Genomic DNA, 26,497 nt, shown 5'->3' on the forward strand with positions numbered 1-26,497 from the left:
CTTCTATTTTCCGAGTTTGCAACTAGGATGCGATCCCTGTATACCTTCTAGGTTAGTAAAATCCGTCATGCGGCGAGACTCGATTTTTTACAACCTTTTTCAACAATCCGCTAGCTTTGCTATTTAGACTCTTGACATGTTGATGAAAAATGGCGATCGCTGCATTTTTATCTCAAGCGATCGCTCTACATCTGTACAATTGATCTCAGCTGGTTTTAGCAGCCTGCCATCCGTGTAAAATCGGCATGGTAAACAATCCCCACGCCAAACCCGTAATCAACCCAAAAGGCGTAACCAGATAATTATTAAAACTCCACAAACCGAAAACCTCTGCTGCTAATTCCAACGGATAAGCCATCATTAGCACACTAGCTAATGCTACACCACTCCAGCCATACTGACTTAACCAGTAAAAACCTTTACCACCTGTAACCCCATACAACAGACGAGTAATCAGTAAACCTGTAACAGTGCCGTAGCAGCGCATACACACAGCCATAATATACGGCGATGCCAAATCTAAGCCCAAAGTTGGTTGGGGACATACATGATTACCCATAAAGTAAATGATATTGGCGATCGCCCCAAGCAAAGACACCCCAGATGCAGCCAAAAAAGGAGCAGTTACAGGGCCAACAACCATCCCCGCTAGCATAATGTCAGCAATCAAACTGACCCAATTGAGATTTTTGGGAGATTCTAATTGCCTTGCGGAAACGATTCTTTGCATAAAATATCCTTATTTTGTCTTTTTTTATATACTTAACATATTTATAGGAATCCGATATTATTTCTGAAAAAAATCCGTACACTTCTAATCCCCTTCTTCACTATTGCCTGTTCCCTGACTCTACGAGTAATTTCAAAAATCAAATACTAGTCCTATAGCTTCATTTGTACTGTAATTTATTAGGAAATGGGAATAAAGTTGACAACAGTTTTTGTCTGGATAGAGTACACTACTATAGCTCGTAAATTGTTGATTTTGGAGGATATTTAGATGGAGCGATCGCTAAATAAATTTTGCCGCCCACAATCAATTTTCTTGCATATCTTCTGACGCTCCTACTATGAATTTCCGAAAAATCTCTTTAGTTGAGTGATGTACTTGAATCGAATGATAACAACCTAAGATTCCTGTAGGATGTTCAAGAGATAACTCTTCTCTTGTAATGGATACAGCCTCTGCACGCTGCATTTCTATAGCCTTAACTAAGCTTTGATAATCTGGATTCCGAAGTGCAAGCTTATCTTTTTTAATGCACAAAGCTGAACTTCTAAAAAGATATTCTAGATTAAACAAACTAGAAGTTGCATGAGTATCGTAATCATAACCTCCCCAGCGTTGAGCATCTATACCAAAACGCAGACAAAAATTAGCAGCTATTAATTTGCCAACTTCTGCATTTGGGAGTGTCCGAATTGCTAATTCAAATTCTACGCTATCCGCTCTCCATTCTTCAATCCCAGCAAACCAATATGTAGATAATAAGTTATCTTGTATTTTACGTTTAATACCTAAACCTGTTGCATGACCAGCATCATGATATTGATATTCAATGTGTTGACGCTGTAAACCTATAGTTTCATCTGCTAGAGAATCTAACAAGAGATTAGCTGTGTCCGGCTCAAATATACGGGGAATATTTCTACGGACAACTTGATGAAATCGTTGTCGATGACGTGCCATGTTGTTAATAACTGGCCCTTCCAAACTACCAGGAATCATCCATGATTCCGGTAAAATAAAAGCTTCGCTATTTTCACCATAAAAGCGGTTACAAGCAAAAACACATGTAATGGGAATAATCTCTGTAATTGGTTGTAATAATTTTCCAAAAATATTTAATGCTTGCTCCTCTATATCTTTAAGTGGTACACAGTCTATAGACATCACCTTACCCAAAATAGCGCTCAGCTTAATAACTTCGCATTTATCAGAAGAAAGTTGATGGGGAGCAATTAAAAGAAAGTAGCCATCTGTCCCAATAAACTCTTTCTTAATAAAACCTTCAGACAAAACAGACCAATCTTCATTTTTTAAAGCATATTTGGTTGCTTGAATCCAAGATTGAGGAAACTGTCTTCCTTCACTAAGGCGATCGAGTAATAGTATGGCATCATTCAATTTTTTATGCTCTATGCTCCAAATAATTTGATAAGCTATATTAAGTTCTTCATCACTACTAATTTTAGGCTCAGTAAGTATTAATTTACGCATGACATTTCTCCTAGTTGTATTTGTTAATAATTTACTTAAGCTTAGTATTTTTAGTTATTTAAGCTGCCACAGGTTATCAGTTTGAATTCAATCAACTCTTAAACTTGCATTGATAACCTGTTAAACTAGCTAAATACTACTCAATTATCTAGACACTAAACTTGGGACTAATTTGGCAGTGCTAATTTCATTCAACTGTTCTAGTAAAAACTCAATTTCCTCAGACGTGTTGTAGTGAACCAGGCCAATACGTAATAGGCCTCCACTTGTCTCAATACCTAAGCGTTCAGTTAAGTTAATGGCATAATGATTGCCATCCCAAGTGGAAATACCACGCTCACATAATATTTGGGCTAATTCACCCGGAGTATAACCTGCTAAACGAATTCCAATTGTTGGGGTACGCCAATCAAAATTTTCTAAATCACGGATACCATAAAAGGTTAAATTAGGAATTTTGAGTAATCCAGCGACCAGTTGCTCAGCAAGCTCTCTTTCGTAACTACAGATTGCTCTCATTGCTGTTAGTATCTGTTTGCGATAGCCTAAAGCATTTGGAGCAATCCGACGACCAAGTTCAGCAATATAATTAACAGCTGCTATTGTGCCAGCCATTGCTTCATGATTTTGTGTACCAGTTTCCCAACAATCAGGAATATTGTCTGAAGCCGGTCGAACTTTATAAGGACGAAAACGACCAAGATGTTCGCGTTTTCCGTAAAGAACACCTATGTGTGGCCCGAAAAACTTGTATGGTGAACAAGCCAAGAAATCGCAGTTAATCGTCTGCACATCAATAGGGCCATGAGGAGCATAATGCACAGCATCAACAAACACTAATGCACCAAAATTATGGGCTACTCGCGCTATTTCAGCTACATCATTTATAGTTCCTACAGCATTAGAAGCATAGCCTACTGCAACTAGTCGAGTATTTTCATTAATTTGTTCTATCAGGCTAGTCATATCGAGTGTGCAATCTTCGATATTGATATCTACAACACGTACAACAACACCACGTTCTTCTAAGGCCAACCAAGGTGCAAAATTAGCATCATGATCTAGTTTAGTGACAATAATTTCATCTCCTGAATTTAACTGACGACCAATCGCCCGACTGAGGGCAAATGTTAGGGAAGTCATATTAGAACCAAATACAATCTCATCTTTATCACATCCCAAAAACTGAGCCATTGCAGTGCGAGCTGCAATTATTGTTTCATCAGTTTGCATACTTCTACCAAAGGCACCGTGAGTATTAGCATTTGCATATATCAAATAATTGGTAATCGCATCAAGAACCTGTTGAGGTATCTGTGTTCCACCAGGGCCGTCAAAGAAAATATTTGCTTGTCCTTTGGTTTGTTGTGCAAGTGCTGGAAATTGGGCACGTGCCCAAGTAATATCGAAAGATTGCATAGATATCACACTATTTATGATTGTTGAATTTACAAGGCTTTATGCTTGATTAATAGCTTGTATATACTTATCACCATTAATTAGAGATTTATGCAAACTCACTAATAGTTTTAGTATTTTTTTTAAATGGATATTAACAATTTTATTTTTAATAATTGACGAAAAAATCTGTTTTTCACATATCTGTAGAAAATATGTGAAAAACAGATTTTTTATGTTAACTAAATTTTTTAAACTCTACTTTGAAGTAGATATAGCAGAAGGCAGAAGGCAGAAGGCAGGAGGCAGGAGGTAAAAGTATTACTATTCCTAGCTTCCATGCTTTTAAAATGTCCTAACCTGTGTGACTACGGCTATACATCACTTTATACGCACAGGTAACGGAAAATCGTAGACGCGAAGCAGCTTCCCGAAGGATACCACAGAGAAGCCAGTGCGCCCTTGCGGTTCCCCGACTTGTTCGCTCTTAGCGTTCCCGCAGGGTAGCAACTGGCGCGACGCAGCGAAAAGTCGAGCCAGTGCGTTCCTGTCGCCTTGCGTCGGAGCGCCGATTTCCGGCGCTCTGTTAGCGCAGCGTTAGCGACGTAGGAGCGTCACTTTTCAAGACAGAGGGCACGGAGAGAAGTCGGAGCGGCGGCTTCCGCCGCTCTGAACTTCGGTAGAAATAAGAGTTTCAGAGAGTTTTTGCGTAAGTTTTAGCCTAGCTACTTACCTCAATAATATCAAGATGTTCAGATGTAGGCCCTGATAATACTTGCCCTGTGGCAATATCAAATTTAGAAAAGTGTAAAGGACAAATAATAGTACCACCATTTTCATTAATAGAACCGCAATACATTCTCCCTTCTCTATGAGGACATTTTTTGGGAAGTAGATATTTTTTATCTTTGAGGTTAATAGCAAAATATTCAGAATAATTATCTACATCAGCAGAAATAAATTCTGAAGCTGGGATCAAATTTTTATTCTTACTTTCTATAGTTTCTACAACTGCTCTTTTTGCTTTTTTAAGAGCCGCATCAAAAGCTTGTGCAATAATTAAACTTGCTATCTGAATACCTGTCCATACTTTTGTATAGTCAATACCAACAGCAGACTCTACTTCCCATAATGTACGTAACATATCCTTTGCATGAAAATTGTCAATATGGATGTGTTCCGTATAGTATTTACTATTCGTAATATTCAGTCTTTCGCACGCATCCGCAAAGCATTTAAAGGTAAAAGGAATCATACTTTCTAAATATGCTAAAGCTCCTAAAAAATATTCAACACATGGTGCCCTCATTGTTAACCAATAGAATATATTTAAAAATGCATAACTTTCAGGATTGGTAATATCTAAATAATTTTCGATACTAGTAGGCATTCCTAATTCACATAGTAATTTATGGTAGAGATGAGAATGTGAATATTCATAATTTCCACAACCAAATTCATCAATTAATACTCTTAATATAGGCATTTGGGCTGTTAGTGGAAGTCTACCAATTATTGATAAGAAGGATTGAGCTTCAGTTAAGCCATCAATAGCAAACTCTTGGACAATTACCTGAAACTCCTTCAGACTTATCTGTGTTGATATGTAATCATAATCATCTGGAGATGCATTACGTTCTTCCAGGAGAAAATTATTAAATGTTTCTTTAAACTCTGCTCTTGATTTAATGATTTTTATCTTGTTTTCAATAGAATCAAAAATTTCATCTATCCATGAATTTTCAATTTCCAGCATTTTTTTATAAGCATCTGCATCTAAAATGCTGCGGTTATATAGAAATAGTTCTTTACCGTTCTTCATGTTGCATTTCCTTAATATTTAAATAGAAGAGTATTGCTGATATAAGAATGTACTTTGATTTCTGAATTTGCTTAGCAACAGGCAATAGTAAAAAAGTCTCTTGTAATTTTACTTAATTTTTGCAAAAATCAAATATCAATCCTATATATTTCACTAGCTATTATAATTGCTGTAATAATCGCTAGTAAGTTGAATGTCTGGTATTCTTAATTGCAAAGATACTTGGTACAACTTCTCTAATGATTCAGGAAAACTTTTTTCTTCAGAAAGCTGGGGATTATGAATTGGTAAATTACCGCTATTAAGAAGCTTTTTGTTAACTGTATAGACTAATTTTTTGCGATTTTTGGCAAATCCCATTAATAGTTTATCATACATAGATAAAGCTTGTAATTCTGAATCTGTCAGGGCTATTATGATGTCGTTTTCATCATAGGGAAGCCTTTTGATATTCATAATTGTATGTAGCGTATCCATGAAAGGATAGTAAGCATCTTGTAATTCTCGTGGATACAGCCAGATAATATTGTCGCAGCCTCCTACATGTTCTAAGCTCATGCTTATTGTTGTCTGTAAACGCTCAATAAAGTAATTTTTACATACAATTCTAGTTCGTTCATCAATACTATGCATTCCTAAAAACAATGATGAATCAATTAATTCTGTTTGAGAGATATTCATAAACAAGCTCCTTTATTAATTAAAATGTACAAAATTATTTTATTTAATAGATAACAGCGTAAATTATCTATTGAAGCAATACGGTTCAGTTAAGGATAATTGTAGAACTGAAGTGAAACCCAACAAACCCCGCAAATGTTGGGTTTCCTTCCTCAACCCAACCTACGCAAGGTTTTTGGCACTCACTGAACTGTATTGTCTATTGAAGCTGAATTTCATTGGGGCGATCGCTAGTTTATTGAATTTTCATTTTCCATACTTTGATAAAACGCATTGATGATTTTACCTTGGCTTTTAATAGTTCCATTCCACTTATAACATTGACGAAATTGTGAATCTTTCTGTTCGGGATAAGAACGGCTAAAAACTAGAGAAATTTCATCTCCTTGCTTGACTTTTACTGGACTTTTTACAGGTAAATAGCAGTGTTTCCAACTGTCTGATGTGGTATGAGACGCAATATCAGAGCCTGATATATCTAAAGTAACTGAATCAGAAAGGCTAGCACTAAAGCTTCCTTTAAATCCTGTAAAAATACCATCTACTTCTACAATAAAAGTCAGATTAGTTTCATAAACAGCTTTATCATTTCCATCCATTTTGAATTGTTTAGCTACCTGAGGAGTACTCAAATAACTTGTACCTGGAATAATCGCATCGTAATAAGTATCAAACGGACTTTGACTTGCTAGTCTTTGCAAAAGTTTTTCTATACTGTAGTTTGCATTTATTCTTTTGACTTTTTGAGATTGAACTTGCTGATGAGCTTTGAGTGAGCTTATTGGTACTAACTTACTGCACACTTTAGACGGCAACATTATTCCTGATTGTTTGAGAAAACGCTTATATGCATCCGTTAAAATTGGGACAAAATCTTCATTATCTGCGATATTTCCCATAATTTCGGAAATAATCAAATCAACCTGTGTTGGCAGATCTATGTCATAGGACATACCGTGAAAAATATCATATTTTCCGGTAAAACCGTTTTGTGCAAAATTTTCGCTGGCAATGGCAAGTATGTCTTTATTAACATCAATGGCATACAAATGTTTTGCACCTGCTTGTAAAGCCCACAATCCTAAAATTCCTGTTCCAGTACCAAGGTCTAAAACTACCATTCCTGGTTTTACTACTTCTTGGATAGCTTTTTTATAAGCAGCCATTCTGATGCGATCGCCAAGCATTAATTCATGAAAATCTATATCCCATTCTAAGATACTTTCTGAAAAAGGTAACCAGACTTCTTCTGATTGATAATTGCTAAGCAAACTAGTATTTAGTGTCATAGAGAATACTCTTGAAATTTACAAAATATGAGGTGTTTAATCTAAAAAATTAAGTAACCTAATATGCTCAATAAACTAAAGCAATGCTTTCTGTAAACTTATCAGATTTAATTAGAATATTTATGCAAAACCGTAAATTATTTTGGTTATTGCGTCTTCACTAAATAGATGTATAATAATGCTTAAAGCTATTGAACTAAAACTAAATTTTCCTAGCTTAGATTGTCTAGATTAGCGAAATATCAACAATTTCAGGTGCGTTAGCCTACGGCATAACACACCCTACACCTACAAATGAAGAAAAATTCTACAATTACGCCACTTGAATAATTTGGGAAAGGTAAGAATCTCTTTTTAACAAGAATTGATGTAAAAGCTCAGGATAGTTTGGTAACACTGCATCAATAACAGAGGGATGTTTTAGTAAGTTATTTTGCCAAGTCCTAACTTTAGGAGTTTGGGAAAAGAAGCTCCAGTCTTTATATTGATCGAATACCACGAAATATCTGAAAATCGGCCCGTAAACTGCATCAACTAACGAAAACTTATCACCACCAAAAAAAGGGCTTTCCTGTAATTGCCCTTCTAAGGTTTGAAATTTCTGAATTAGTTCCTGGGTTTTAGCTTCAAACAAGCTTTCTTCTTTTGCACTATAAAAACTTCCAATACTGTTAAGAATGCTAGAGCCAAATTCTATCCAAGAACGATATTTTGCTTTTGTCAGCGGATTATCAGGATAAAGAGATCCAGGAGTAATTTCATCAAGATAGTCACAAATAACGACTGACTCGAATAATACTTCGTTATCAACTAGCAAAGCCGGAACTTTGCCTAAAGGTGAAATTTCCAAAAACCAAGCTGGTCTGTTTGCAAGGTCGATGTATTCCCTTTCATGAGGAATGTTTTTTTCCAGCATCACAATTACTGCCCGTTGAACGTAGGGACAAAGTTCGTGGCTGATTAACTTTAATTTTGGGATTTGCATTGCTCAAAACTATTGTTGAATAACTCGAACGGAAACAACACCCGGACTTTAAGACTTTCATCTAGTACAAGGCCGCGTAAATAGAGCAACCATTGAAAATCCCTAAAGGGCTTATTCTATAACAAACACTTTTGACTTCCGCCTTGCGGTACTAGGCGCTAAGGCTGAGTTAGCATTTTTTATATAGCTCAGTTCCCAATTATGTATGGGATGATGCTTGAGGTTAAACCCTCGTTGAATACATCAGGTTAATCGTTACTTATTATGCAGTAGTATGTGAAATTTTTTTAGCGATCGCTAAAACTATAGCCGAACAACAGCCACAACGCGACACTGATGCCATTATCGGCGTACAACTGTACACCCTACAGCAGATTCATCTATTGAATATAATTAACAAAATTAGTAATAGCTATATACGCTCTACGTTGATTTACCACACAAGCTTTTAGAAGGCCAAATGTCAACACTCACAAGAATGAATTATTAATCTATCTAGAGAAAGTTTTAAGAAATTGTTAAAAACAACTATGGTATTGTCGGGTAATAAATTGTTTGTTACTCAATAGCGGTACTAGTAACGAAAATGACTAGCTCTCCAAATCAAGGAAATGACCAAGAACCAAGGAATCCTCGTTTAAATCTCCTGCTTTTAAAACGTGCCAGTTTGGTGTTAGGATTTATCTTGCTTGGAGGAATTGCAGCTGGTGTTTGGTGGACTAGAAACTATGTATATAAAGATCTGGCACCTTTAGTCGAGCAAAATCTCGAACAATTACTTGGGCGTCCCATCAAATTAGGCAAAGTTGAACGTTTTTCACTTTCAACTTTGAGATTTTCTTCGCTGTCAATACCCGCAACTTCTACCGATGCAGACGAATTGACAGCAAAAGCTGTAGATGTGGAGTTTTCGCCTTTACAAGTTATTTTAACTAGAAAACTACCATTAAATGTCACATTAGTCCAGCCCAATGTCTACATTGAACAGGATCGAGATGATCGCTGGGTGACGGCACAAGTTAAAAGTGGAGAAGGCGCAGGCCCCATTCAAACGGAGTTACAAACACTCCAGATTGTTGATGGAAATGTAGAGTTATCACCAGCCTCCGCACCAAATAAACCGAAAGGTTCTGTAGTCATAAATCAATTTGGTGGTGTTGCCAAATTTTTACCAAGAAACCAAGGGGTTGGTTATGAAATAAATGGTCAACTCACTAGAGGCGGTGCTGTTAAAATCTCTGGTGAAACACAATTTAAAACCGAACAAACTAATCTTAAAGTTGTAGCGCAAAGTTTACAAGCATCTGATGTCAGTCGTTTAATTGAGTTGCCAATTGTTTTGCAAGCTGGGCAAATAGACGCTGATTTAGGAGTTGCAATTCCATCAAATGTCTCAGAAATAGCTATTACTGGTACAGCTACTCCTAATCAAGTTACTGCTCAAATTGAAAATCTGCCCCAAAAGTTTGCTAATGCCAATGGCAGATTAATATTTCAAGGTCAAAGCATCGCTTTAAATAATTTAACCACAAACTTTGGCAAAGTCCCCATCATCGCAAATGGAGCACTTAATACTCAAACAGGTTTTAATCTCTCGGCCCAGATAAAACCAGTCAGTGCCAGAAATATCTTAGACACGCTGAAAATAAGTTCGCCGGTGGTGGCTATCGGTGAAGTGCAAGCAAATATTAAGTTGCAGGGACCATTCCAGCAGCCTGTTCTCAGCGGTACTGCAAGCAACACCAAGCCGGTTCAAGTTGACCGCGTTCAATTTAAAAGTGTCAACACTGATTTTCGTTTAAGTGTATCGAAAAAGACATCTCAAATTGCCGTCTCGAACCTGAAATTAGTCCCCGCAGCAGGTGGTGAAATTACTGGCAGCGGTCAAGCCACACTCAACGATCGCGTAAAATTTAATATTATAGCTGACGGTGTTTCCGGAGATGTACTGGCACGCAGCTACGGCTTCACTCCCCCAATTAATGTTGGCAATGTCTCAGCAAGGGCAGAAATTACTGGCTCACTGGGTAAACAACCCTTAGCACTTAATGTTTCCAGCGTTCAAGTGCAGCCACCAGCTGGCGGGCAAATCCTGGGAAGCGGTCAAATTCAGCTAGCGCCTCAAGGCAACGTTTTATTTAACATTCAAGCCCAAAATTTACCAGGAGATGTCCTCGCCAACACAAATAATACTTCCTCCCCCATCAAATTTGGTGCAATATCGGCAAATGCCAGAGTTTTCGGTACTCTTGGGAATCTGCGGACAGTGGTGCAACTGCAAGCGCCTACTGCTAGCTATCCTACTACGGGACAAGTTGCGATCGCTCAACAAGGGCAGAATATCCTATTACCAAGTGCTGTTTTTAACGTCGCAGGTGGTAGAATCACAGCCACCGGACGAGTTGTACAACAACGCTGGCAAGCTTTTGTCAACGCCCAAAGATTGCAATTAAATCGTTTTGGGCAGATACCACCGCAGTTCCAGGGAGTTCTCAGCAATGCGACGTTGAATTTATCAGGAAGCACTGCTTCTTTTCAACCCTCAACCATTCAAGCCACAGGACGAGTAAACTTGAATGTGGCGGGAGGTACGCTTAACGTCAGGGATATTAACCTCAATGCCGGTCGTTGGCAAGCAGTTGCTAACGCTTCCCAAATTCAACTGAGTCGTTTCTCACCACAACTGCGGGGACGACTGAGTACTAACGTCAAGTTGACGGGTACAACAAACTCCTTCCAGCTTGCAGATATTCGCGCAGCTGGACAAATTCGGGCTTCACAATTAGCACAGTTAGGGCAACCGCTGACGGCGCAATTTCAGTGGAATGGACAGCAAATTATAGTTGAACGGGCAACCACACCAGGAGTGAGCGCTCGTGGTGCGATCGCTGTACAATTACCCCAATCGGGTACACCTGAAATTGCTGGCATTAATTTAAACGTCCAAGCCCAGAATTTCAACCTCAAAAATACAGGCGCTCTTGTTCCTGGAGATTTAGCACTAGCAGGGTTACTAGATTTTAATGGACAAATTACAGGCACTCCTAACACTCCTCAGGCTACTGGCAATATCCGGCTGCGGAATTTTAATGTCAGTAATTTGGCATTCGACCCAGTTTTAACTGGAAATGTGAATTTTCAAGGCGGACAAGGAGCAAGCTTGCAACTTGCTGGCACGCAAGACAGGATAGCGGTAAACCTGGGTGCAGATTATCGCCCAACCTCATTTTTAGTCAAGCGCGATGAGGCGGTGACCACAGGAAGAACCCAGGGAGATAACTTAATTATCAACGCCCAACAGTTTCCCATAGCGCTGGTTGGCGGTTTTTTACCTGATAACAGATTGAAGCCTCTAGCAGGGCAATTATCGGGAAATTTAGTCGTTAATCTTAATAATTATGCAGTGAGTGGAGACGTAGCGATCGCCAAGCCGCGTGTTGCTAGAGTTTCCGCAGACGAATTTCGCGGTAATATCAACTATGCCGATGGTGCTGCTAGCTTAACTAACGGTGTATTGCGGTTAGGAAGTGGCAATATAGCCTTAAGTGGCAATTTACAAACTGGAAATGACCCCAAATTTCAAGTAAAAGCTAATGTAAACCAAATTCAAGTCCAGCAACTCTTACAAGCATTTAATATCTACGACTTTCAAGACCTTGGTAGCGGGTTAGAGTCTCCGACCTTAGCGGGAGCAGAAGCACTCAACACTACACCTGTTAGTTTACCAAATGCAGATTTACAAACCCAGTTAGAATATTTCTCCAAGATAGAAACATCGGTAGCACAACAACAGCAAGCAGATACCCAACAACCAGCACCTTTACCGACCCTTGCACAACTAACAGGTGCATTGAATGGGGGAATTTCAGCTAGTGGTTCCTTAAAATCTGGACTCAATGCCGACTTTAATATCCAAGGTGATAATTGGCAATGGGGCCAATACTCGATTAATCAAGTTATTGCTAGAGGCAATTTTGCAGATGGTGTGGTCACACTCTCACCATTAAGTGTAGGAATAAATGAAGGATTAATTGCTTTTTCCGGACAGTTGGGAACCGAACAACTATCTGGAAATTTGAATATAGCAAGTTTACCCCTATCACTTTTACAGCCGTTTATTGAAAAATATCCTATAGATGTTACTGGTCAACTCAATGCTACGGCTAATTTGCAAGGCAATTTAAAAGACCCTAGAGTTAATGGCTCGGCATCCCTAGCTAATGCCACTTTAAATCAGCAACCTGTACAAACAGCACAGCTAAAATTTGACTACAACAATGCTCGCGCAAATTTTGATAGTACCTTGCTGTTAACGGGAACACAACCCATTGCGATTACAGGTAGCATACCTGCTCCTTTACCTTTTGTCGCAGTCAAACCAGATAGTAATCAAATTAGTGTTAATGCCAAGGTGAATAATGAAGGCTTGGCACTGTTAAATGTATTTACTAACAATCAAGTGAGTTGGGTAAACGGTGAAGGTGAAGTCGATGTCAACGTTCAAGGTACTTTAAGCCAGCCAATTATCAATGGAATTGTCAGAGTTAACAATGCTACTTTTACTGCTCAAGCTTTATCGGAACCTCTAACAAATGTTACAGGTAGATTGGTATTTGATGGCAATACGTTAAATGTAGAGAATATTCAAGGCAATTATAATCAAGGGCTAGTGGCTGCATCAGGAATCTTGCCGATTTTTAATCCTGAGCAAGGTGCATCTAATCCTCTAACTGTATCGATAGAAAAACAACTCAATTTTAAAGTTCCAGCATTATATGAAGGCGGTGTCAGCGGTGATGCCGTAATTCGGGGAACAGCACTAAAACCGATAATTGGTGGAGAAATTGAACTGAGTAATGGTCAAGTCATTATCGGAAAATCCGCCACAGATACTTCAAAATCAGCAACTACACCAGAGACTACTACTATTACTCTCAATAAACCAGACGCTAACACTAATACAGAAACTACATCACAAACAAATACACCAGAGACTAACACTGATACAGCAACAACACCACAAACTAGCACGACCGCCCCAACTACACCCAACTTACCTGTAGAGTTTGCAGATTTACGGTTGATTTTGGGCGACGATGTTCGAGTTACTACTGAGTCTCTACTTGGCTTTGTACCAGGAGGAGCAGCGTTGAGTCAACCTTTACTCAGCTTTGACGCCGAAGGCGACTTGACCATCAATGGTACCTTAGCCAAACCCCTCCCTCAAGGAGTCATCCGTTTAACAGGAGGACGGCTGAGCTTATTTACAACAGAGTTTACCTTGGCGCGCGGCTACGAACACACTGCGCGATTTACTCCCAGTCAAGGACTTGACCCTACCCTCGATGTCCGACTGGTGGCAATTGTACCTGAAGCATCGGCAACGAGCAATCGAATTTTGGAATCACCTTTGTCTGCGGAAATCAGTGATGCTTCTGTGAATAATTTTGGTACTTTACGTACCGTTCGCGTCCAAGCAAGGGCGACAGGCCCAGCTAGTGAATTAGCAGATAATATCGAACTGACGAGCGAACCTGGCCGGAGTAGAGGAGAAATTGTAGCTTTGCTGGGTGGCTCGATTTTGAATTCTTTGAGTCAACCAGGAGATTTAACCCAAGGATTGACTAATTTCGCAAGTTCTACTATTTTAGGTAGTCTGCAAGGAACTATAACTGCGATCGGACAGGCTGTTGGTTTTAATGAGTTTCGCATATTTCCGACCCCTACCACCAATGAAGAAGCAAGAAGATCTTCGGTTCTTGATTTGTCAGCGGAGGGTGTGTTTAATGTCAATCGGAATTTTTCTGTTTCTTTATCACGGGCTTTTTCTACCAATGAGTCTTTCCGTTACAATGTGCTTTACCGTCTCAATGACGAAGTTCTTGTACGCGGCTCAAGTAATTTGGATAATGATAGTTCATTGTTAGTCGAGTATGAAAATCGATTTTAAAAGAATTCAGGAATTAGAAATAAGTTAGATAGGATTTTAGCAAAATAAGGTGTCTAAGATTCAACAACAGCAATGCGAACTGTGTCAAAGAGAGATGGAAAATTTAACTATCCATCACTTAGTTCCACGGCAAAATACCAAACGCAAAAAACAAGACCCAGGCCCAACAATCAATATCTGTTCTGCCTGCCATCGTCAGATTCATGCTTTATTCGACAATAAACTACTTGCCAAAGAACTCAACACAATAGACAAGCTTAGCAATGAGCCGCAAATGCAAAAATTCTTGGCTTGGGTAAGAAAGCAAGACCCCGGTAAGCGAGTTTCTGTCCATCGCTAAACAATAGACTTCTTGCAGAAGTCGGGGAAAGGGGAAAGGGAAAGGGGGAAAGGTTTGGTATTTTCCTTTCCCCTTTAACCTTTTCCCACAAGAGTGCAAAAAATACTTTTGCAAAAGGTCTAATAAAGTGCGAGTGGGTGAGGAGTTTCAAGAATAATTACTAATTGGTAATACCCGCTGCATAGGCAAGCAAGCTATGTAATTCGTAATTAAAAGGGTTGAATTCACCGCTAAATTTTTTGAAAATTAGCGGTCTAGAATTAGTTGGGATCTAAATCCCCTACCTTATTAATTACGAATTATTTTCAATACGATTACCATTGATAATTTTTAATATTAATTATAAGATTTATCTATAGTAAATTTTGTAATTTTCTCTCTGAAATAGTATTTACTATTATTTAATGGTTGCGATAAATATTTATGTATTGATAAGTCGTATCAGCGAACTAAATTCCTGATATTTAAAGTTCAAAATATTAGCTTGCTAAAGACACTTTAAATTTACTTATCAGTCATATTAAAATATTGCAATAAAATTTTTCACATTTCATATATTTTGGGAGATTTCATGAGGAAATATCTACTAGCCTCTGCTGGTGGAGCAGGTTTTTTGTGGATAATTGGCGGATTATTACCTGCACAAGCCCTTACTAAATTAAATATTTCGGACGGAAATGCACTAATCGATCGCCATCCGGTCAGCTACGATGGAACTGATTATTTTGTAGCTCAGGAATTGACTTCAAAAGATTTATCCTCAATCAATCAAGAACAAAAAAATCAAAATTTAGGCTTAGATAATACTGCTAATTATTTGCAGCAAATCGTACCAAAATCTGCAAATTCATCTCCATCATCAGAGAAACTTGCACAAGTAACATCTGTAACACAATTATCTGATGTACAACCCAATGATTGGGCTTTTCAAGCACTACAATCTGTGGTAGAGCGCTATGGTTGTATCGCCGGTTATCCCAATCTTACCTATCGCGGCAATCGGGCACTGACTCGCTACGAATTTGCAGCTGGGTTAAATGCTTGCCTAGACAGAATCAACGAGCTAATTGCTACAGCAACCGGTGATTTGGTGAGCAAAGAAGATTTAGCGACCTTACAAAAATTACAAGAACAATTTGCTGCGGAATTGACAACATTGCGTAGTCGCACAGATGCTGTAGAAGCGCGGACAGCAGAAATAGAAGCAAATCAGTTTTCTACTACTACTAAACTCAATGGTGAGGCAATTATCGCTGCTATTGGTGCTACCGGTGGCGCTCCTGATACGGACGATCCTAATATCATCCTAGTTAATAGAGTGCGGTTAAATCTGACCACTAGCTTTACAGGTAAAGATTTATTAATTACTGGTTTGCAAGCTTACAACTTTTTAGGTGGAACAGATGGTAGTGGTAGCCTGCAACAAAGTTTAGGATTAGCTTCGCCTATACTGAGTTCTAGTAGCGCTCGTACCAGTTTTGAACCGCAATTTCCTGGGCTTAACGTCAATACTTTGTCTACCTTTGGGGCAAATAGCGTCCAGCTTTACAAATTGCTGTATATTTTTCCCGTTGCTGATAAATTAACCTTATTTGCGGGAACTGCGGCGGAAACATCAGATGCTTTTCCAACAATTACACCTTTTTATGGTGAGGGACAAGAATCAATTTCTCGTTTTGCAGGTTTGAATCCTGTGTTGCGTGTGTCTGGTGGGACTTCTGGTTCTGGTTTAGCATCGGCGGCGGGATTTATTTATACTATTTCCCCAAACCTGGATTTCAGAGCTTTATATGGTAGCGTCAATGCTAACCTTCCTGAAAAATCTCCGAATGAAGCATTACCAGGGGTTTCCACTACACCATTAGGAGGAGGTTTTTTCAGTGGTAGTAGTGTTGCAGCCGCACAGTTAACCTTCAAGCCCAGCCGTGACCTTGATATTGGTCTGACCTATGCTAACAGCTACCACGAAATCAATATTTTAGGTACAGGATTAATTAGCAGCGACATCGGTGCTTTAGGTGGTGTAGCAGCTGGCACACCAGTCAAGCTCAACTCTGTTGGCGGTACTGCGACATGGCGATTTTCTCCCAAGATAGCCTTATCTGGCTACGGTGCAGCACTGTTTGTTGATGATTCTTCTGGAGATGTTGATGCTTCCACTACCTTCACAAGTTGGATGGTGGGAGTTCACTTCACTGACTTATTCAAATCAGGAAACAATGCGGGAATAATTTTTGGTCAACCGCTTTACCGTAGTGATGCTAGTGGTGCGGCTGTACTTGGTTCAAACCGAGCTACCCCTTACCATTTAGAAGGGTATTATCGCGTCAAGCTCAGCGATAACATTAGCATTACCCCTGGTGCATTTGTTCTGTTTAACCCAGAGGGTGACAGCAGAAACGAAACAACAACGGTAGGTGTCCTGCGGACTACTTTTACGTTTTAAGGAAGTAGGGAGATAACAATTCAAAATTCAAAATGACGCTCGCGGACTCGCTAACGCTACGCTAACAAAATTCAAAATTAAAGACATTTTGAGTCGGGGATTTAAACCCCGACTCCGGTTGTAAGTCCGAAATTATCAGATTCATGCTGAAAATTCTCCCCAAACAAACAGCCTCCATGCACACCCGCGACGGTGTTCGCCTGGATGCAGACATCTATCGCCCAGATGCTGATGGTGAATTTCCGGTATTATTAATGCGACAGCCCTATGGTAAAGCGATCGCATCGACTGTTGTTTAGGACTCATGTAAAAATAACTTGAACAATTGGCCGAATAGTTAGAGTATTAAAATGCAACGGAATTAAAGCCTTATATGTCTGATAACCAGGTAGTCGAAAGCATTCAAGACAAGCATGATTCATTATTGCCCTAGTTGAACGAGAAAACACGGCGTATTTGGGCAGCAATCGAAGCCCGAAGCCTGGGACGGGGAGGTATCAGTCAGGTTGCGTAGCCGTAGCCCGCCGTAGGCATCGCAACTGGGCTATCCCGCACTACAATTCATGCGGGGATGCGTTTGCCGCCAGAACAAGATGGGGTAAAAACAGAGGACGACATGACTCGAATTCGTACTAATCAATACTTCGGACAAAATTAGGCAGCCATAACGCCGTAAGCTCGTAGGTTTTGGTAGTTAGGATGGGATTTAATTACAGTCGGTGAGAGACCTAACGTTGAAATAAAGGTGTCGTTTACATGATGCCTAAAGATTCTTGCAACGGATCTTGATCGTCCTTGAAGCCATATTATCGTACTGGGCGATCGCAGACGAGATGCCGTTGGGAAACGGTCGGTTGAAAGGATAGCCCATATCGCGCTTGTCGGGATAATCTGTGTCCTGTAGACCGCAGTAACTAATGGAGGTACAACATTCAGGTTGTTCGGGCAAATTTAAGTCGTCTCCACTCGAAAACATGACGAATAGCCGGAATTCCATACCTTCGGTTGTACCACGGGGTAGCAACATGGTGTAAGGCCAGCCACAATCACACCAAGGTTGTTGGTCTCTTAAGGATGAACTGGGGTCAGCAAGATCCTGTGGTCTGAGTGCAGGTTTGCGAATCACAGATGAAAGATCTGCACGACGGAAGATAACGGCGCGTTGTAAACCATCTAACCGATAAAGGAACTTATCCATCTCAATCCAGCTAGCCCAATCCTCAAGCTCAGTCTCTGGTGCAAGAAAGATCCGGACGGTTAACCTTTGAATTTGATCGGAGCTATTTTCGACTCGGATGAAATAGTAAAAGTCATCGTGGGACAAGTAATCGATGGTCACTGTCTGAGAAGGGTCGTCTAGTTGAATCTGGCGTTGTTCCATCTGTGTGAGCAGTTCATCGATTGTGGTCACCGTTTCGCCATTAGAAAGTTTTACCGTCGTGTTTGCAAAGTCACTGTTCCAGTTGTTCTGATCTGGATTCTCTGAATAACCGAATGCTTCAGATGCGATTTGCTCTCCGTTGAACTCAGTTGGGAGTCCGTCTTGGCGACAGAGGATGATGTCGAGACTTGTGCCCTTTCCGTTTGTAGTAGACTTGCGGATTTTGACTGGTGGTGCATCGGAAAAATTATTAGGCGGTTGCTGCTCTTTCCAGGTGTGGAAGATAGAATCAATATGCTTGTGCCAGCGCCAGAAAATCGGATCTCGCACAGCCGTAGCTGTGTCTGCCATGACGCCGAAGGGTAAGACATTATCAAACAGCATCAGGTGGATATGACCATCATTGTGATGATTGCCGTAGATTTGATTATTGCTGGAATTCCCCGACCCGTAATAGTCAACAGAGTTAATATTTGCCTCTTCTGTGTTGCCAAGATTATCAATTTTGACTGGCTCCTGAGACGGCAGTTGTTGGAATATCCCACTTTTGGCAGCTTCAAATAAGCGATCGCGGAATGCTTCTTGATTGCTAAGTTTAGCACCAGGACGCCCAGCAAAATCACCTGTCAGGTCGCTAATTGTCGCTCCTGTGGGCCGGGCACGAAACTGATACCACGTCCCATCTTCTTGCCGGAGTTTCAGGTCTCCTGGATTGTAACCCTGAGGAATGGTTGCTCGGTAGTCAGAAAACCTATCTACCCGTGACAGACCAACAGCAAGGCGTTCAGCGTCGTAGCGAGCGATCATCTGCTCGTGCATGTAGGCAAAGAGTTCGCCGTGGCGATCGCCTAGTTCATAACCACCACTGGAAGTGGGGCGACCACTAGTAGGATAGACTATGTGCCAGTGTTCGTGGTGTTCATTGATCAGTGGATCTTCTCGCCAGAAGTCGAGTTTGTCTTCAGGTGGTGTAGAACCAGCTTCTTCAATCTCTGCGGTTGTCTCTGGTTTTTTACCAGCAAACTTTAGCGCCTTCGATGGAGCTATGAGGTTGGGCTGGCGCTCCTCAAGTGGCTTAACTTTAATCAGGGCGCGTGCTTGCGGGTAATGAGTGATGAATAGTTTGACTGCATACTGCACCAGTCCTGGTATCTCAGTCGCACTTTGTTGCTCAATTTCCTCTAAAGCACTAACTATTCCTGCCTCACCACCCTTATTTTCAGCAATCTGCATCAGTCTGGAAGCTAAGGTAACTGCTCTTTCCAAATCCTCATTCACAAAAGGGCTGAAATGGCGTTGCAAAGCTGCTGTCTCCAAAGGAACTGGCACAGGAACTCCTTTGTGCTTGCCGCGACCTGATAAAATATCATTCACTCTTGTTTGTAAATCGCTACTCTGTGTCATTTTGATTCCTCTTGGTTAGATTGTTGGTCTTTTGCTGGATTCGAGGGGCGCACGAGGTTCGGTTGGCGTTGCTCAAGAGGCCTAAGTTTTAACTTGGCTCGTGCTTCCGGATAATGAGTGATAAAGAGCTTGAGAGCATACTGCACTAGTCCAGGAATTTCTGTACCGAGTGTTCTCTCGGTTTCCTCAATTGCATCAGTTAGGCCTGCTTCGCCACCTTTTTTATCTGCAATTTGCATTAGTCTAGAAGCTAAGGCAGTAGCTTTTTCTACGTCCTCATTCACATACGAACTGAAGCGGCGTTGCGATGGCTGTGTGTCCTGATGCTGTCCCTTGCTGTGACCTGACAGGATGTCGTTGACTTTGGTTTGGATCTCGTCAATGTGTGCCATTTTGTTTCCTCCTATCGCCTTGAATGAGTTGGGAACGAGGCGATACTTATCTCATATTTTTCTGCAAAATTGTTTTGTGCATCTGTTGTGCTGTATATTCTCGCGTAAATGTTGTTAACTCTTCTTAACAGCAATGAAGGAAGCAACTACACCAGCAGGCCTGCCATCATGTGGAACAGTTCTAATCACCGAACCCACAATTGCTTGTTTCTCATCGATACCATTCGGCCAAGCAGGCGCAAGGTAACCAACATAGTCATATATCCAACCTTTTGCTTGTGTATCTGATCTTCCTACGCCTTGAAAAATCAGATTGAAGGGATTCCCATACCCGATAGACCCTTTGAGATCCAGAATATATTCATCACCAAAGCGAATATCACCCACCAAGCTACCAAAGGGTGATTCAACTATCTCAATATCGCCTTCGCCAAATAGAAACAGCTCCTTGAATTCCTCTAAGTTCTGAACGTCCTCAATATAGCCTGGATTATTTAAGAAGCTGCGATATGTCCAATTGCCGGCAACTATATCTGGATTAAAACCCATACATTATTTTCTCCAATTGTAAAAAAAAGTACTGCCATAACTACAGCAATCACATTAATAACCTTTTTTGTCTTCCATACTTCTAAATTTTCTAAAATAGAAATAATTTTTTATATTTGAGGGAAATATCAATGAGATTTCAATGAGGACTTAAATTATTAACATTAATTTTTGTACAAAATTTTTTGATTTTATTCAATTAAATGTGTCATGTTTTTTATTTTATCGAAGAATTTTTTAAAGCATAAGAAAAAAGCTCAGTACTATTACTATAATTTAAGCTAACAAATGGCAAAATCAATCAATAGCAAGCGTTGAGTAAGCTATTTATAATTCGCCACCCATACCTTCTTATTTAATTATAATTAGGCAACTTATTTTTCTTTTTCTAGAAAAATAAAGTAGTGTTAAAAGACTGTCTTGGCTATTACAGTTAATTCCAATTCAGACCTAAAATTACTACTACAGGTTGTCAAATTTATTTACTATCTAGCTAAAGACAGATATTTGCAGTTTACAACTTGGTAAATCCATGTTCAACAGAACTTATCAGAAACGAGTACTATAATGCGAAAATGCATCTTCAATATCCTCTGTGTAATTGCTGCAACAATAGTATTTATAGTTACACCATTTTCCACTTCTTATGCAGCTTCGTTACAGATTGCACAGCAGACAAATAATGCTTCTGAACTGAATTCTTGTGAAGAAAAACCGATCGATCTGGACAAATATGGCGGTACTGACTTTCAGAATCCAACCGAAATTTTATCTGGAGATGGCGTGTTGTCAACTGAATTAGAGGTCAAATATGGCGATAATACAATCGCTGGATGCCCTGTCCATCTTCGTTCCTACAACGGCAACTTAGTCGGCCCGACCCTGCGTGTTAAGCCAAGCGATCGTATGAATATTACTTTGATCAACAGTCTCCCACTAGAGCCATTATCACGACAGGCAGACATAAATAATACTCCACACCGCTTTAACACTACTAATTTCCATACCCACGGATTTCACGTTTCGCCCAGTGGTATTAGTGACAATGTACTGAGGGAAATGGAACCCCAAAATTCGTACCCGATTGAAATTGAATTACCATCAGACCACCCAGCCGGCACCCATTGGTATCATGCCCATCAGCATGGATCAACCGCTATACAGGTTTCTAGTGGGATGGCGGGAACTTTAATCGTTGAGGGTGGACTTGATGAGATACCTGAGATCAAGAACGCACAGGAAAAAATATTTGTTTTCCAGCAAATATCGTATGATACAACCGGAAACTTAGAAAACTACAATGAATTCGGAGTTGACCCAGCAACTGGAAAGTCCAAGTGGTCTCTATCAGGACGCCAGACTACCATCAATGGTCAGATTTACCCAACGATCAGAATGCGTCCAGGAGAAGTGCAACGTTGGCGTTTAATTCACGCTGGTATCCGAGATACAATTCAGCTAGCACTGCAATACCCAAACTACCAGAACATTCCGCTTCATGAAATCGCAGTCGATGGTATTACTCTAGGTAAGAAAGACTCGTGGAATGATCTTGAAATTGAGCCTGGGTATCGCAGCGATGTGCTAGTAAAAGCCGAAAAACTTCCTGGAACATACTATCTTGTGGATCTTCCAACTACCCCGCAACGATCGCTTCTTGCAGTTGGAGAGCCTGGACAGTACCTCGCTAAAGTGGTGGTAGAAGGTGACCCTGTGGATATGAAATTGCCAGACGATTCAGAGTTGTTGGCAGTAAAACAGCAGGAAGTACCACCAGAGATTGGGGACGTAACTGGTCACCAGAAAGCGGTGTTTAATATTGACTTTAATACTCAGCCTGCTAAGTTCACGGTTAATGGTGAGTCATTTAATCCGAATGATCCCAATCCCATCTCCTTAACACTTAACACTGCTGATGAGTGGAATCTTAGCTCGAATGTTGCCAATCATCCTTTTCATATTCATGTGAATCCCTTCCAATACACACGTAAAGATCCTAATGGCAGCGATGAGAAGATTTGGCGGGATACATTGCTAGTAAGACAAGGCACGCCTGAAACAGTTAAGAGCCGTTATACAGAATTTGATGGCAAATTCGTCTTGCACTGCCACATTTTAGACCATGAGGATCAAGGAATGATGAAATTAGTCGAAATAAAAGAATAGGGCATTAAAAAATACTTTATTCTTCCTGGTTGCTCATTTCATTAATGGAAGCGCATCTGAGGCTCTACTGTAAGTCTGAAATTACAGCGTATTTCAGGTAAATAGACCTCTTGCATAAATGATTTTTTATCTCACGCAAAGGCGCAAAGAAGAAGGTTCAAAGAAAGACTTTTGCAAGAGGTCTAATGAAGTACACGGGTAGGGGCACAACATGTTGTACCCCTACAATTATCTGTACCTCAAGAAATTCCAATTTGCTGTATTAGATTTATGCTGAAAATTCTGCCCAAACAAACTGCTTACATGCACACCCGCGACGGTGTTCGCCTGGATGCAGACATCTATCGCCCAGATGCTGATGGTGAATTTCCGGTATTATTAATGCGACAGCCCTATGGTAAAGCGATCGCATCTCGATTGCCGTTCCGATGTCTTAACTTACACCAGCGAACCACTAAGAGAAGATTTACATTTAGCAGGGAATGTGGTGGTGGAAATCTGCTGTACTGCCGACCAACCGAGTTATGATTTGTCTGCGGTGTTATCAGAAGTACATCCAGATGGACGCGTGTATAATTTAACTCAGGGTTATGTACATTGTCGAGATGTTAGTGCCTCTACAAAAATTCAGCTACAAGCGACTTGTACGCGAATTATCAAAGAAAACGCCTTGCGTCTAAGTTTAAGTGCGGCGTGTTTTCCTGCCTACGCAATGAATTCTGGAAACGGTGCAGTTACCAGTAGCGATAGTTTACCAGATGCCCAGATTATCACGTTAACTGTCAATTGTGGAGGCGAGTTGAATTCTCATGTTTTATTACCTGTAATCCCAGCAGATTAATATTTGGGCATGGGGCAAATGACTAATGACAATTAGGATATAGCAACACTCTTCAAGATAGTCATGGGTCTTTGGTCTTTGAGAAGTTGCATTTCGTCTGCATTCCGTACTAGCAAGGCACCGGCGAATCCTAAAGAATTGACGGAGATGGTGTGGAAATGCTCTTGCGATCGCGGTACGATCAGCATCCATTCTCGTGTCATTAGCAAATTGTAAGCACCTAATTGCGTTGCATCCAAACCCGCAGCCTCTAACAAGCTAAGATAAAGTTTCAGCGTTGCTTCACCCCCTGTGAATGGAGACTCCACCCACTGAGGATTTAAGGGGGCAAAGGCATGTAAAAAAGGAAGTTTTGCTAAAGTTGCGATGGAGTTGTGAAATTGTGCTTCCTTTAGCAGAGGTTCAATAGGTATCTGCGATTCTGAAAGTGCAAGTGGTAATGGGACTAGTTGCAAATGTTTATGCCGCTGACTAGCACCTGCGATTTTGCCACTGTTGTAGAATCCTAAACCATCAAAATCAGCTAGACATGCCCACATGGCTGTAAAGTCTTCCAAGGTGAGTAGACTTTCCTGTTCTTCAAAGGCACGGGTGATAATTAGCAGATGATAATCAACAACGTTGAATTTATTTAAAATACATACATGAGTATCAGAGATATCCGCGACAAATAAATCTTCTTCGTAAGGCAAGAAAGGATTAAATTTTTGACCGGAAGTAGCAGATTGTTTTTCCTGTTTTTCCTTGGCTGCTTTTTTGCGATTCAAATTAGACAAAATCCGCACTAAAAAACGCACGCCATCCTGTTCTACAAATTCAAATTCTGTCGGTATCGATAGCAGCGCCCCACATTGCAAAGCATATTCAGTCCGCTCTTGGACACTTGTCCATAAAGTACCAGGCTTAAGTAGTATTTTCCCTTCTGCCATTTTTATTCTTTCACTCTAGACCGCTAAAGGATATGAAATAAGGGACTTCCAAGAAATAAATTATCCAATTTCACCGCATCAAAACGATTTTTTCTCCCCCTGTCCCCTGCCCCCTGCCTTAAAAGCGATGGGATATTTTTCTTGAGTTTGGAAGTCCCTAACTCCCCGTTCAGGGGAGTCAAATGTTAGTTTATTGCACGTTTGAGTTCCTTGAATAGCAAGCGTAGTTCAGCAGCAACGGTTTGACTAATTACCAGATTGCAAAACCCTTGCCTAAGAGGATGTTTGAAAAGTCCTCTTGTCAGTAGCAAAACGTTCTACATCCCCCTAAATCCCCCTTGTCAAGGGGGAGTTTGATTCCGGTTCCCCCTTAAAAAAGCTACGGTGTATACCAACATTACAGTCTGGGGATAGAGCAGGGATGCAGTAGTAGCCGTGCATTGTTAATTTTCATGTGTTGTTTAATTGTTATTCCTTTTCCCTCTTCCCTAGTAAGAGGTAGTAATGCTAGATTTTCAATACTTGCAAGGCTTAGAAGGAATTTATGAACAAAGGTGAATTAGTAGATGCTGTAGCAGCAAAAGCCAACGTCACAAAAAAGCAAGCTGATGAAGTGATCAATGCTTTTTTGTCAGTCGTTACTGAAGCTGTAGCGAATGGAGATAAGGTAACGCTCGTAGGATTTGGGTCATTTGAGCGACGCGATCGCTCCCAGCGTGAAGGGCGTAATCCCAAAACGAATGAGCCAATGACGATTCCAGCTACCAAAGTGCCTGCCTTTTCTGCTGGGAAACAGTTTCGCCAAAAAGTAGCACCTTAAACACTACTGATACTTTGACGGAGTGCTGATCGGTACACCGGAGTATGCTTACGGAATGCCAGGTGTTCTCAAGAACGCACTCGATTGGCTCGTTTTATCAGGTGAGTTAGTAAACAAGCCAGTAGCTACTATTAGTGCATCTCCTTCAGAATTTGGAGGTTCAAAAGCTCATGCTTGACTGATTCTGACGTTGACTGCTTTAGCCGCGAATATTGTTGAAGGTGGGTCATTAACTATCCCGTTTATCGGTAAAAAGCTAAACTATTTGAGTTAGGCGATGGCAGATGCTTGGTTTTTAGTCAAGACATATTTTTTACAAGTTTCACAGGCTGCTTCCTCAATACTGTCTTGTTCAAGATTTTTGAAAATGGGGTGATATCGTAGGCGATCGCAGACAGTTTGCAGCCAAGCTTCCCAATTGCCACATCTCCATAACCTCACTGTCTTATTGATTTCATTGATGGGGTCTGCCTCGCTCAGACTTTCTCGCTCAAAGTTTGGATCGTGGAAAATGTACTCGCCGCGATCCAAACTTTTTCAGGGGATAGAGTCCGGGGGTTTGGCGATCGCTAAGTTATAGCAGGAGGCAGAAGGCAGGAGGCAGGAGGCAGGAGGCAGAAGGCAGGAGGCAGAAGGCAGGAGGCAGGAGGTAAAAGTATTACTATTCCCAATACTGCTCGCTTTGTGCATTTTTAACTCGGCATTGGATTTGGGGAAAAGGTTAAAGGTTTTTTCTTTCCCCCTTTTCCCCAAAACCCGACAAGTATTGTTACTATTCCTAGCTTCCATGCTTTCAAAATGTCCTAACCTGTGTGACTACGGCTATATCCCTCTTGTGTCACTTTCCGGGTATTCTGAATAAAAGGACTAAAAGAAAAAACTC

The 26,497-nt window shown here is 40.5% G+C and carries 18 protein-coding genes and 4 pseudogenes; 10 read left to right on the top strand and 12 right to left on the bottom strand.

Translation table 11 applies throughout. The features are described 5' to 3' along the window. Positions 1 to 205 precede the first annotated feature (205 nt). From ACM0OY_RS22540 to ACM0OY_RS22570, 7 genes are all read right to left on the bottom strand, one after another. Entirely contained in the window at positions 206 to 730 is a 525-nt protein-coding gene (locus tag ACM0OY_RS22540) for a DUF2085 domain-containing protein (protein WP_414571069.1), read from the bottom strand. 306 nt (positions 731 to 1,036) lie between these two features. Beyond that, positions 1,037 to 2,221 (bottom strand): DUF6014 family protein, encoded by a 1,185-nt coding sequence (locus ACM0OY_RS22545; protein ID WP_414571070.1) that lies wholly within the window; start codon positions 2,219 to 2,221, stop codon positions 1,037 to 1,039. Between the two features lie 144 nt (positions 2,222 to 2,365). Next, the gene (locus ACM0OY_RS22550; RefSeq protein ID WP_414571071.1) at positions 2,366 to 3,640 is read right to left on the bottom strand and encodes a cysteine desulfurase-like protein; all 1,275 of its coding nucleotides are present in this window, start codon (positions 3,638 to 3,640) and stop codon (positions 2,366 to 2,368) included. Between the two features lie 700 nt (positions 3,641 to 4,340). Continuing rightward, complete coding sequence (locus ACM0OY_RS22555; RefSeq protein WP_414571072.1) at positions 4,341 to 5,441, bottom strand: iron-containing redox enzyme family protein; 1,101 nt, start codon at positions 5,439 to 5,441, stop codon at positions 4,341 to 4,343. 153 nt (positions 5,442 to 5,594) lie between these two features. Then, positions 5,595 to 6,122, bottom strand: a complete 528-nt coding sequence (locus tag ACM0OY_RS22560; protein WP_414571073.1) for a DUF6190 family protein — start codon at positions 6,120 to 6,122, stop codon at positions 5,595 to 5,597. Positions 6,123 to 6,352: 230 nt separating this feature from the next. Further along, the gene (locus ACM0OY_RS22565) at positions 6,353 to 7,411 is read right to left on the bottom strand and encodes a 50S ribosomal protein L11 methyltransferase (RefSeq protein ID WP_414571074.1); all 1,059 of its coding nucleotides are present in this window, start codon (positions 7,409 to 7,411) and stop codon (positions 6,353 to 6,355) included. Between the two features lie 313 nt (positions 7,412 to 7,724). Further along, complete coding sequence (locus ACM0OY_RS22570) at positions 7,725 to 8,396, bottom strand: glutathione S-transferase family protein (RefSeq protein WP_414571075.1); 672 nt, start codon at positions 8,394 to 8,396, stop codon at positions 7,725 to 7,727. A 586-nt stretch (positions 8,397 to 8,982) separates the two neighbouring features. Here ACM0OY_RS22570 and ACM0OY_RS22575 point away from each other — a divergent pair. From ACM0OY_RS22575 to ACM0OY_RS22595, 5 genes and pseudogenes are all read left to right on the top strand, one after another. Beyond that, positions 8,983 to 14,346, top strand: a complete 5,364-nt coding sequence (locus ACM0OY_RS22575) for a translocation/assembly module TamB domain-containing protein (protein WP_414571076.1) — start codon at positions 8,983 to 8,985, stop codon at positions 14,344 to 14,346. 49 nt (positions 14,347 to 14,395) lie between these two features. Beyond that, positions 14,396 to 14,686: an HNH endonuclease gene (locus ACM0OY_RS22580; RefSeq protein WP_414571077.1), complete on the top strand. Its 291-nt coding sequence runs from the start codon at positions 14,396 to 14,398 to the stop codon at positions 14,684 to 14,686. 571 nt (positions 14,687 to 15,257) lie between these two features. After that, positions 15,258 to 17,132 carry an iron uptake porin gene (locus tag ACM0OY_RS22585; protein WP_414571078.1) on the top strand — a complete coding sequence of 625 codons (1,875 nt, stop codon included), beginning with the start codon at positions 15,258 to 15,260 and terminating at the stop codon, positions 17,130 to 17,132. A gap of 143 nt (positions 17,133 to 17,275) precedes the next feature. Continuing rightward, a pseudogene (locus ACM0OY_RS22590) lies at positions 17,276 to 17,428 on the top strand (CocE/NonD family hydrolase); the annotation flags it as partial. 137 nt (positions 17,429 to 17,565) lie between these two features. Further along, positions 17,566 to 17,769, top strand: a pseudogene (locus ACM0OY_RS22595) (hypothetical protein); the annotation flags it as partial. 126 nt (positions 17,770 to 17,895) lie between these two features. Here ACM0OY_RS22595 and ACM0OY_RS22600 read toward each other — a convergent pair. The 3 genes from ACM0OY_RS22600 to ACM0OY_RS22610 form a co-directional block, all read right to left on the bottom strand. Continuing rightward, positions 17,896 to 19,917 carry a tyrosinase family protein gene (locus tag ACM0OY_RS22600; protein ID WP_414571079.1) on the bottom strand — a complete coding sequence of 674 codons (2,022 nt, stop codon included), beginning with the start codon at positions 19,915 to 19,917 and terminating at the stop codon, positions 17,896 to 17,898. Continuing rightward, the gene (locus ACM0OY_RS22605) at positions 19,914 to 20,309 is read right to left on the bottom strand and encodes a hypothetical protein (RefSeq protein WP_414571080.1); all 396 of its coding nucleotides are present in this window, start codon (positions 20,307 to 20,309) and stop codon (positions 19,914 to 19,916) included. The genes ACM0OY_RS22600 and ACM0OY_RS22605 overlap by 4 nt, the downstream gene beginning before the upstream one ends. A gap of 114 nt (positions 20,310 to 20,423) precedes the next feature. Next, positions 20,424 to 20,858: a hypothetical protein gene (locus ACM0OY_RS22610; RefSeq protein ID WP_414571081.1), complete on the bottom strand. Its 435-nt coding sequence runs from the start codon at positions 20,856 to 20,858 to the stop codon at positions 20,424 to 20,426. 567 nt (positions 20,859 to 21,425) lie between these two features. Between ACM0OY_RS22610 and ACM0OY_RS22615 the strand changes: the two genes are divergently transcribed. The 3 genes and pseudogenes from ACM0OY_RS22615 to ACM0OY_RS22625 form a co-directional block, all read left to right on the top strand. Beyond that, complete coding sequence (locus ACM0OY_RS22615; protein WP_414571082.1) at positions 21,426 to 23,024, top strand: multicopper oxidase family protein; 1,599 nt, start codon at positions 21,426 to 21,428, stop codon at positions 23,022 to 23,024. Positions 23,025 to 23,327: 303 nt separating this feature from the next. Beyond that, positions 23,328 to 23,387: pseudogene (locus tag ACM0OY_RS22620) on the top strand (hypothetical protein); the annotation flags it as partial. 37 nt (positions 23,388 to 23,424) lie between these two features. Continuing rightward, positions 23,425 to 23,865: pseudogene (locus ACM0OY_RS22625) on the top strand (CocE/NonD family hydrolase); the annotation flags it as partial. A 32-nt stretch (positions 23,866 to 23,897) separates the two neighbouring features. Here ACM0OY_RS22625 and ACM0OY_RS22630 read toward each other — a convergent pair. Continuing rightward, positions 23,898 to 24,794 carry an ATP adenylyltransferase family protein gene (locus tag ACM0OY_RS22630; protein ID WP_414571083.1) on the bottom strand — a complete coding sequence of 299 codons (897 nt, stop codon included), beginning with the start codon at positions 24,792 to 24,794 and terminating at the stop codon, positions 23,898 to 23,900. Positions 24,795 to 25,338: 544 nt separating this feature from the next. Between ACM0OY_RS22630 and ACM0OY_RS22635 the strand changes: the two genes are divergently transcribed. Continuing rightward, positions 25,339 to 25,614: an HU family DNA-binding protein gene (locus ACM0OY_RS22635; RefSeq protein WP_414571084.1), complete on the top strand. Its 276-nt coding sequence runs from the start codon at positions 25,339 to 25,341 to the stop codon at positions 25,612 to 25,614. Between the two features lie 22 nt (positions 25,615 to 25,636). After that, positions 25,637 to 25,792, top strand: a complete 156-nt coding sequence (locus ACM0OY_RS22640; protein ID WP_414571085.1) for an NADPH-dependent FMN reductase — start codon at positions 25,637 to 25,639, stop codon at positions 25,790 to 25,792. Positions 25,793 to 25,884: 92 nt separating this feature from the next. Here ACM0OY_RS22640 and ACM0OY_RS22645 read toward each other — a convergent pair whose 3' ends face one another. After that, entirely contained in the window at positions 25,885 to 26,145 is a 261-nt protein-coding gene (locus tag ACM0OY_RS22645; RefSeq protein ID WP_414571086.1) for a hypothetical protein, read from the bottom strand. Positions 26,146 to 26,497: the final 352 nt, after the last annotated feature.

This window comes from Nostoc sp. CCY 9925, assembly GCF_963920935.1.
GTDB lineage: Bacteria > Cyanobacteriota > Cyanobacteriia > Cyanobacteriales > Nostocaceae > Nostoc.

Excerpts from the sequence above, each read along its gene's own strand:
- ACM0OY_RS22540 (WP_414571069.1), bottom strand. The coding sequence starts at position 730 with ATGCAAAGAATCGTTTCCGCAAGGCAATTAGAATCTCCCAAAAATCTC.
- ACM0OY_RS22545 (WP_414571070.1), bottom strand. The coding sequence starts at position 2,221 with ATGCGTAAATTAATACTTACTGAGCCTAAAATTAGTAGTGATGAAGAA.
- ACM0OY_RS22550 (WP_414571071.1), bottom strand. The coding sequence starts at position 3,640 with ATGCAATCTTTCGATATTACTTGGGCACGTGCCCAATTTCCAGCACTT.
- ACM0OY_RS22555 (WP_414571072.1), bottom strand. The coding sequence starts at position 5,441 with ATGAAGAACGGTAAAGAACTATTTCTATATAACCGCAGCATTTTAGAT.
- ACM0OY_RS22560 (WP_414571073.1), bottom strand. The coding sequence starts at position 6,122 with ATGAATATCTCTCAAACAGAATTAATTGATTCATCATTGTTTTTAGGA.
- ACM0OY_RS22565 (WP_414571074.1), bottom strand. The coding sequence starts at position 7,411 with ATGACACTAAATACTAGTTTGCTTAGCAATTATCAATCAGAAGAAGTC.
- ACM0OY_RS22570 (WP_414571075.1), bottom strand. The coding sequence starts at position 8,396 with ATGCAAATCCCAAAATTAAAGTTAATCAGCCACGAACTTTGTCCCTAC.
- ACM0OY_RS22575 (WP_414571076.1), top strand. The coding sequence starts at position 8,983 with ATGACTAGCTCTCCAAATCAAGGAAATGACCAAGAACCAAGGAATCCT.
- ACM0OY_RS22585 (WP_414571078.1), top strand. The coding sequence starts at position 15,258 with ATGAGGAAATATCTACTAGCCTCTGCTGGTGGAGCAGGTTTTTTGTGG.
- ACM0OY_RS22600 (WP_414571079.1), bottom strand. The coding sequence starts at position 19,917 with ATGACACAGAGTAGCGATTTACAAACAAGAGTGAATGATATTTTATCA.
- ACM0OY_RS22605 (WP_414571080.1), bottom strand. The coding sequence starts at position 20,309 with ATGGCACACATTGACGAGATCCAAACCAAAGTCAACGACATCCTGTCA.
- ACM0OY_RS22610 (WP_414571081.1), bottom strand. The coding sequence starts at position 20,858 with ATGGGTTTTAATCCAGATATAGTTGCCGGCAATTGGACATATCGCAGC.
- ACM0OY_RS22615 (WP_414571082.1), top strand. The coding sequence starts at position 21,426 with ATGCGAAAATGCATCTTCAATATCCTCTGTGTAATTGCTGCAACAATA.
- ACM0OY_RS22630 (WP_414571083.1), bottom strand. The coding sequence starts at position 24,794 with ATGGCAGAAGGGAAAATACTACTTAAGCCTGGTACTTTATGGACAAGT.
- ACM0OY_RS22635 (WP_414571084.1), top strand. The coding sequence starts at position 25,339 with ATGAACAAAGGTGAATTAGTAGATGCTGTAGCAGCAAAAGCCAACGTC.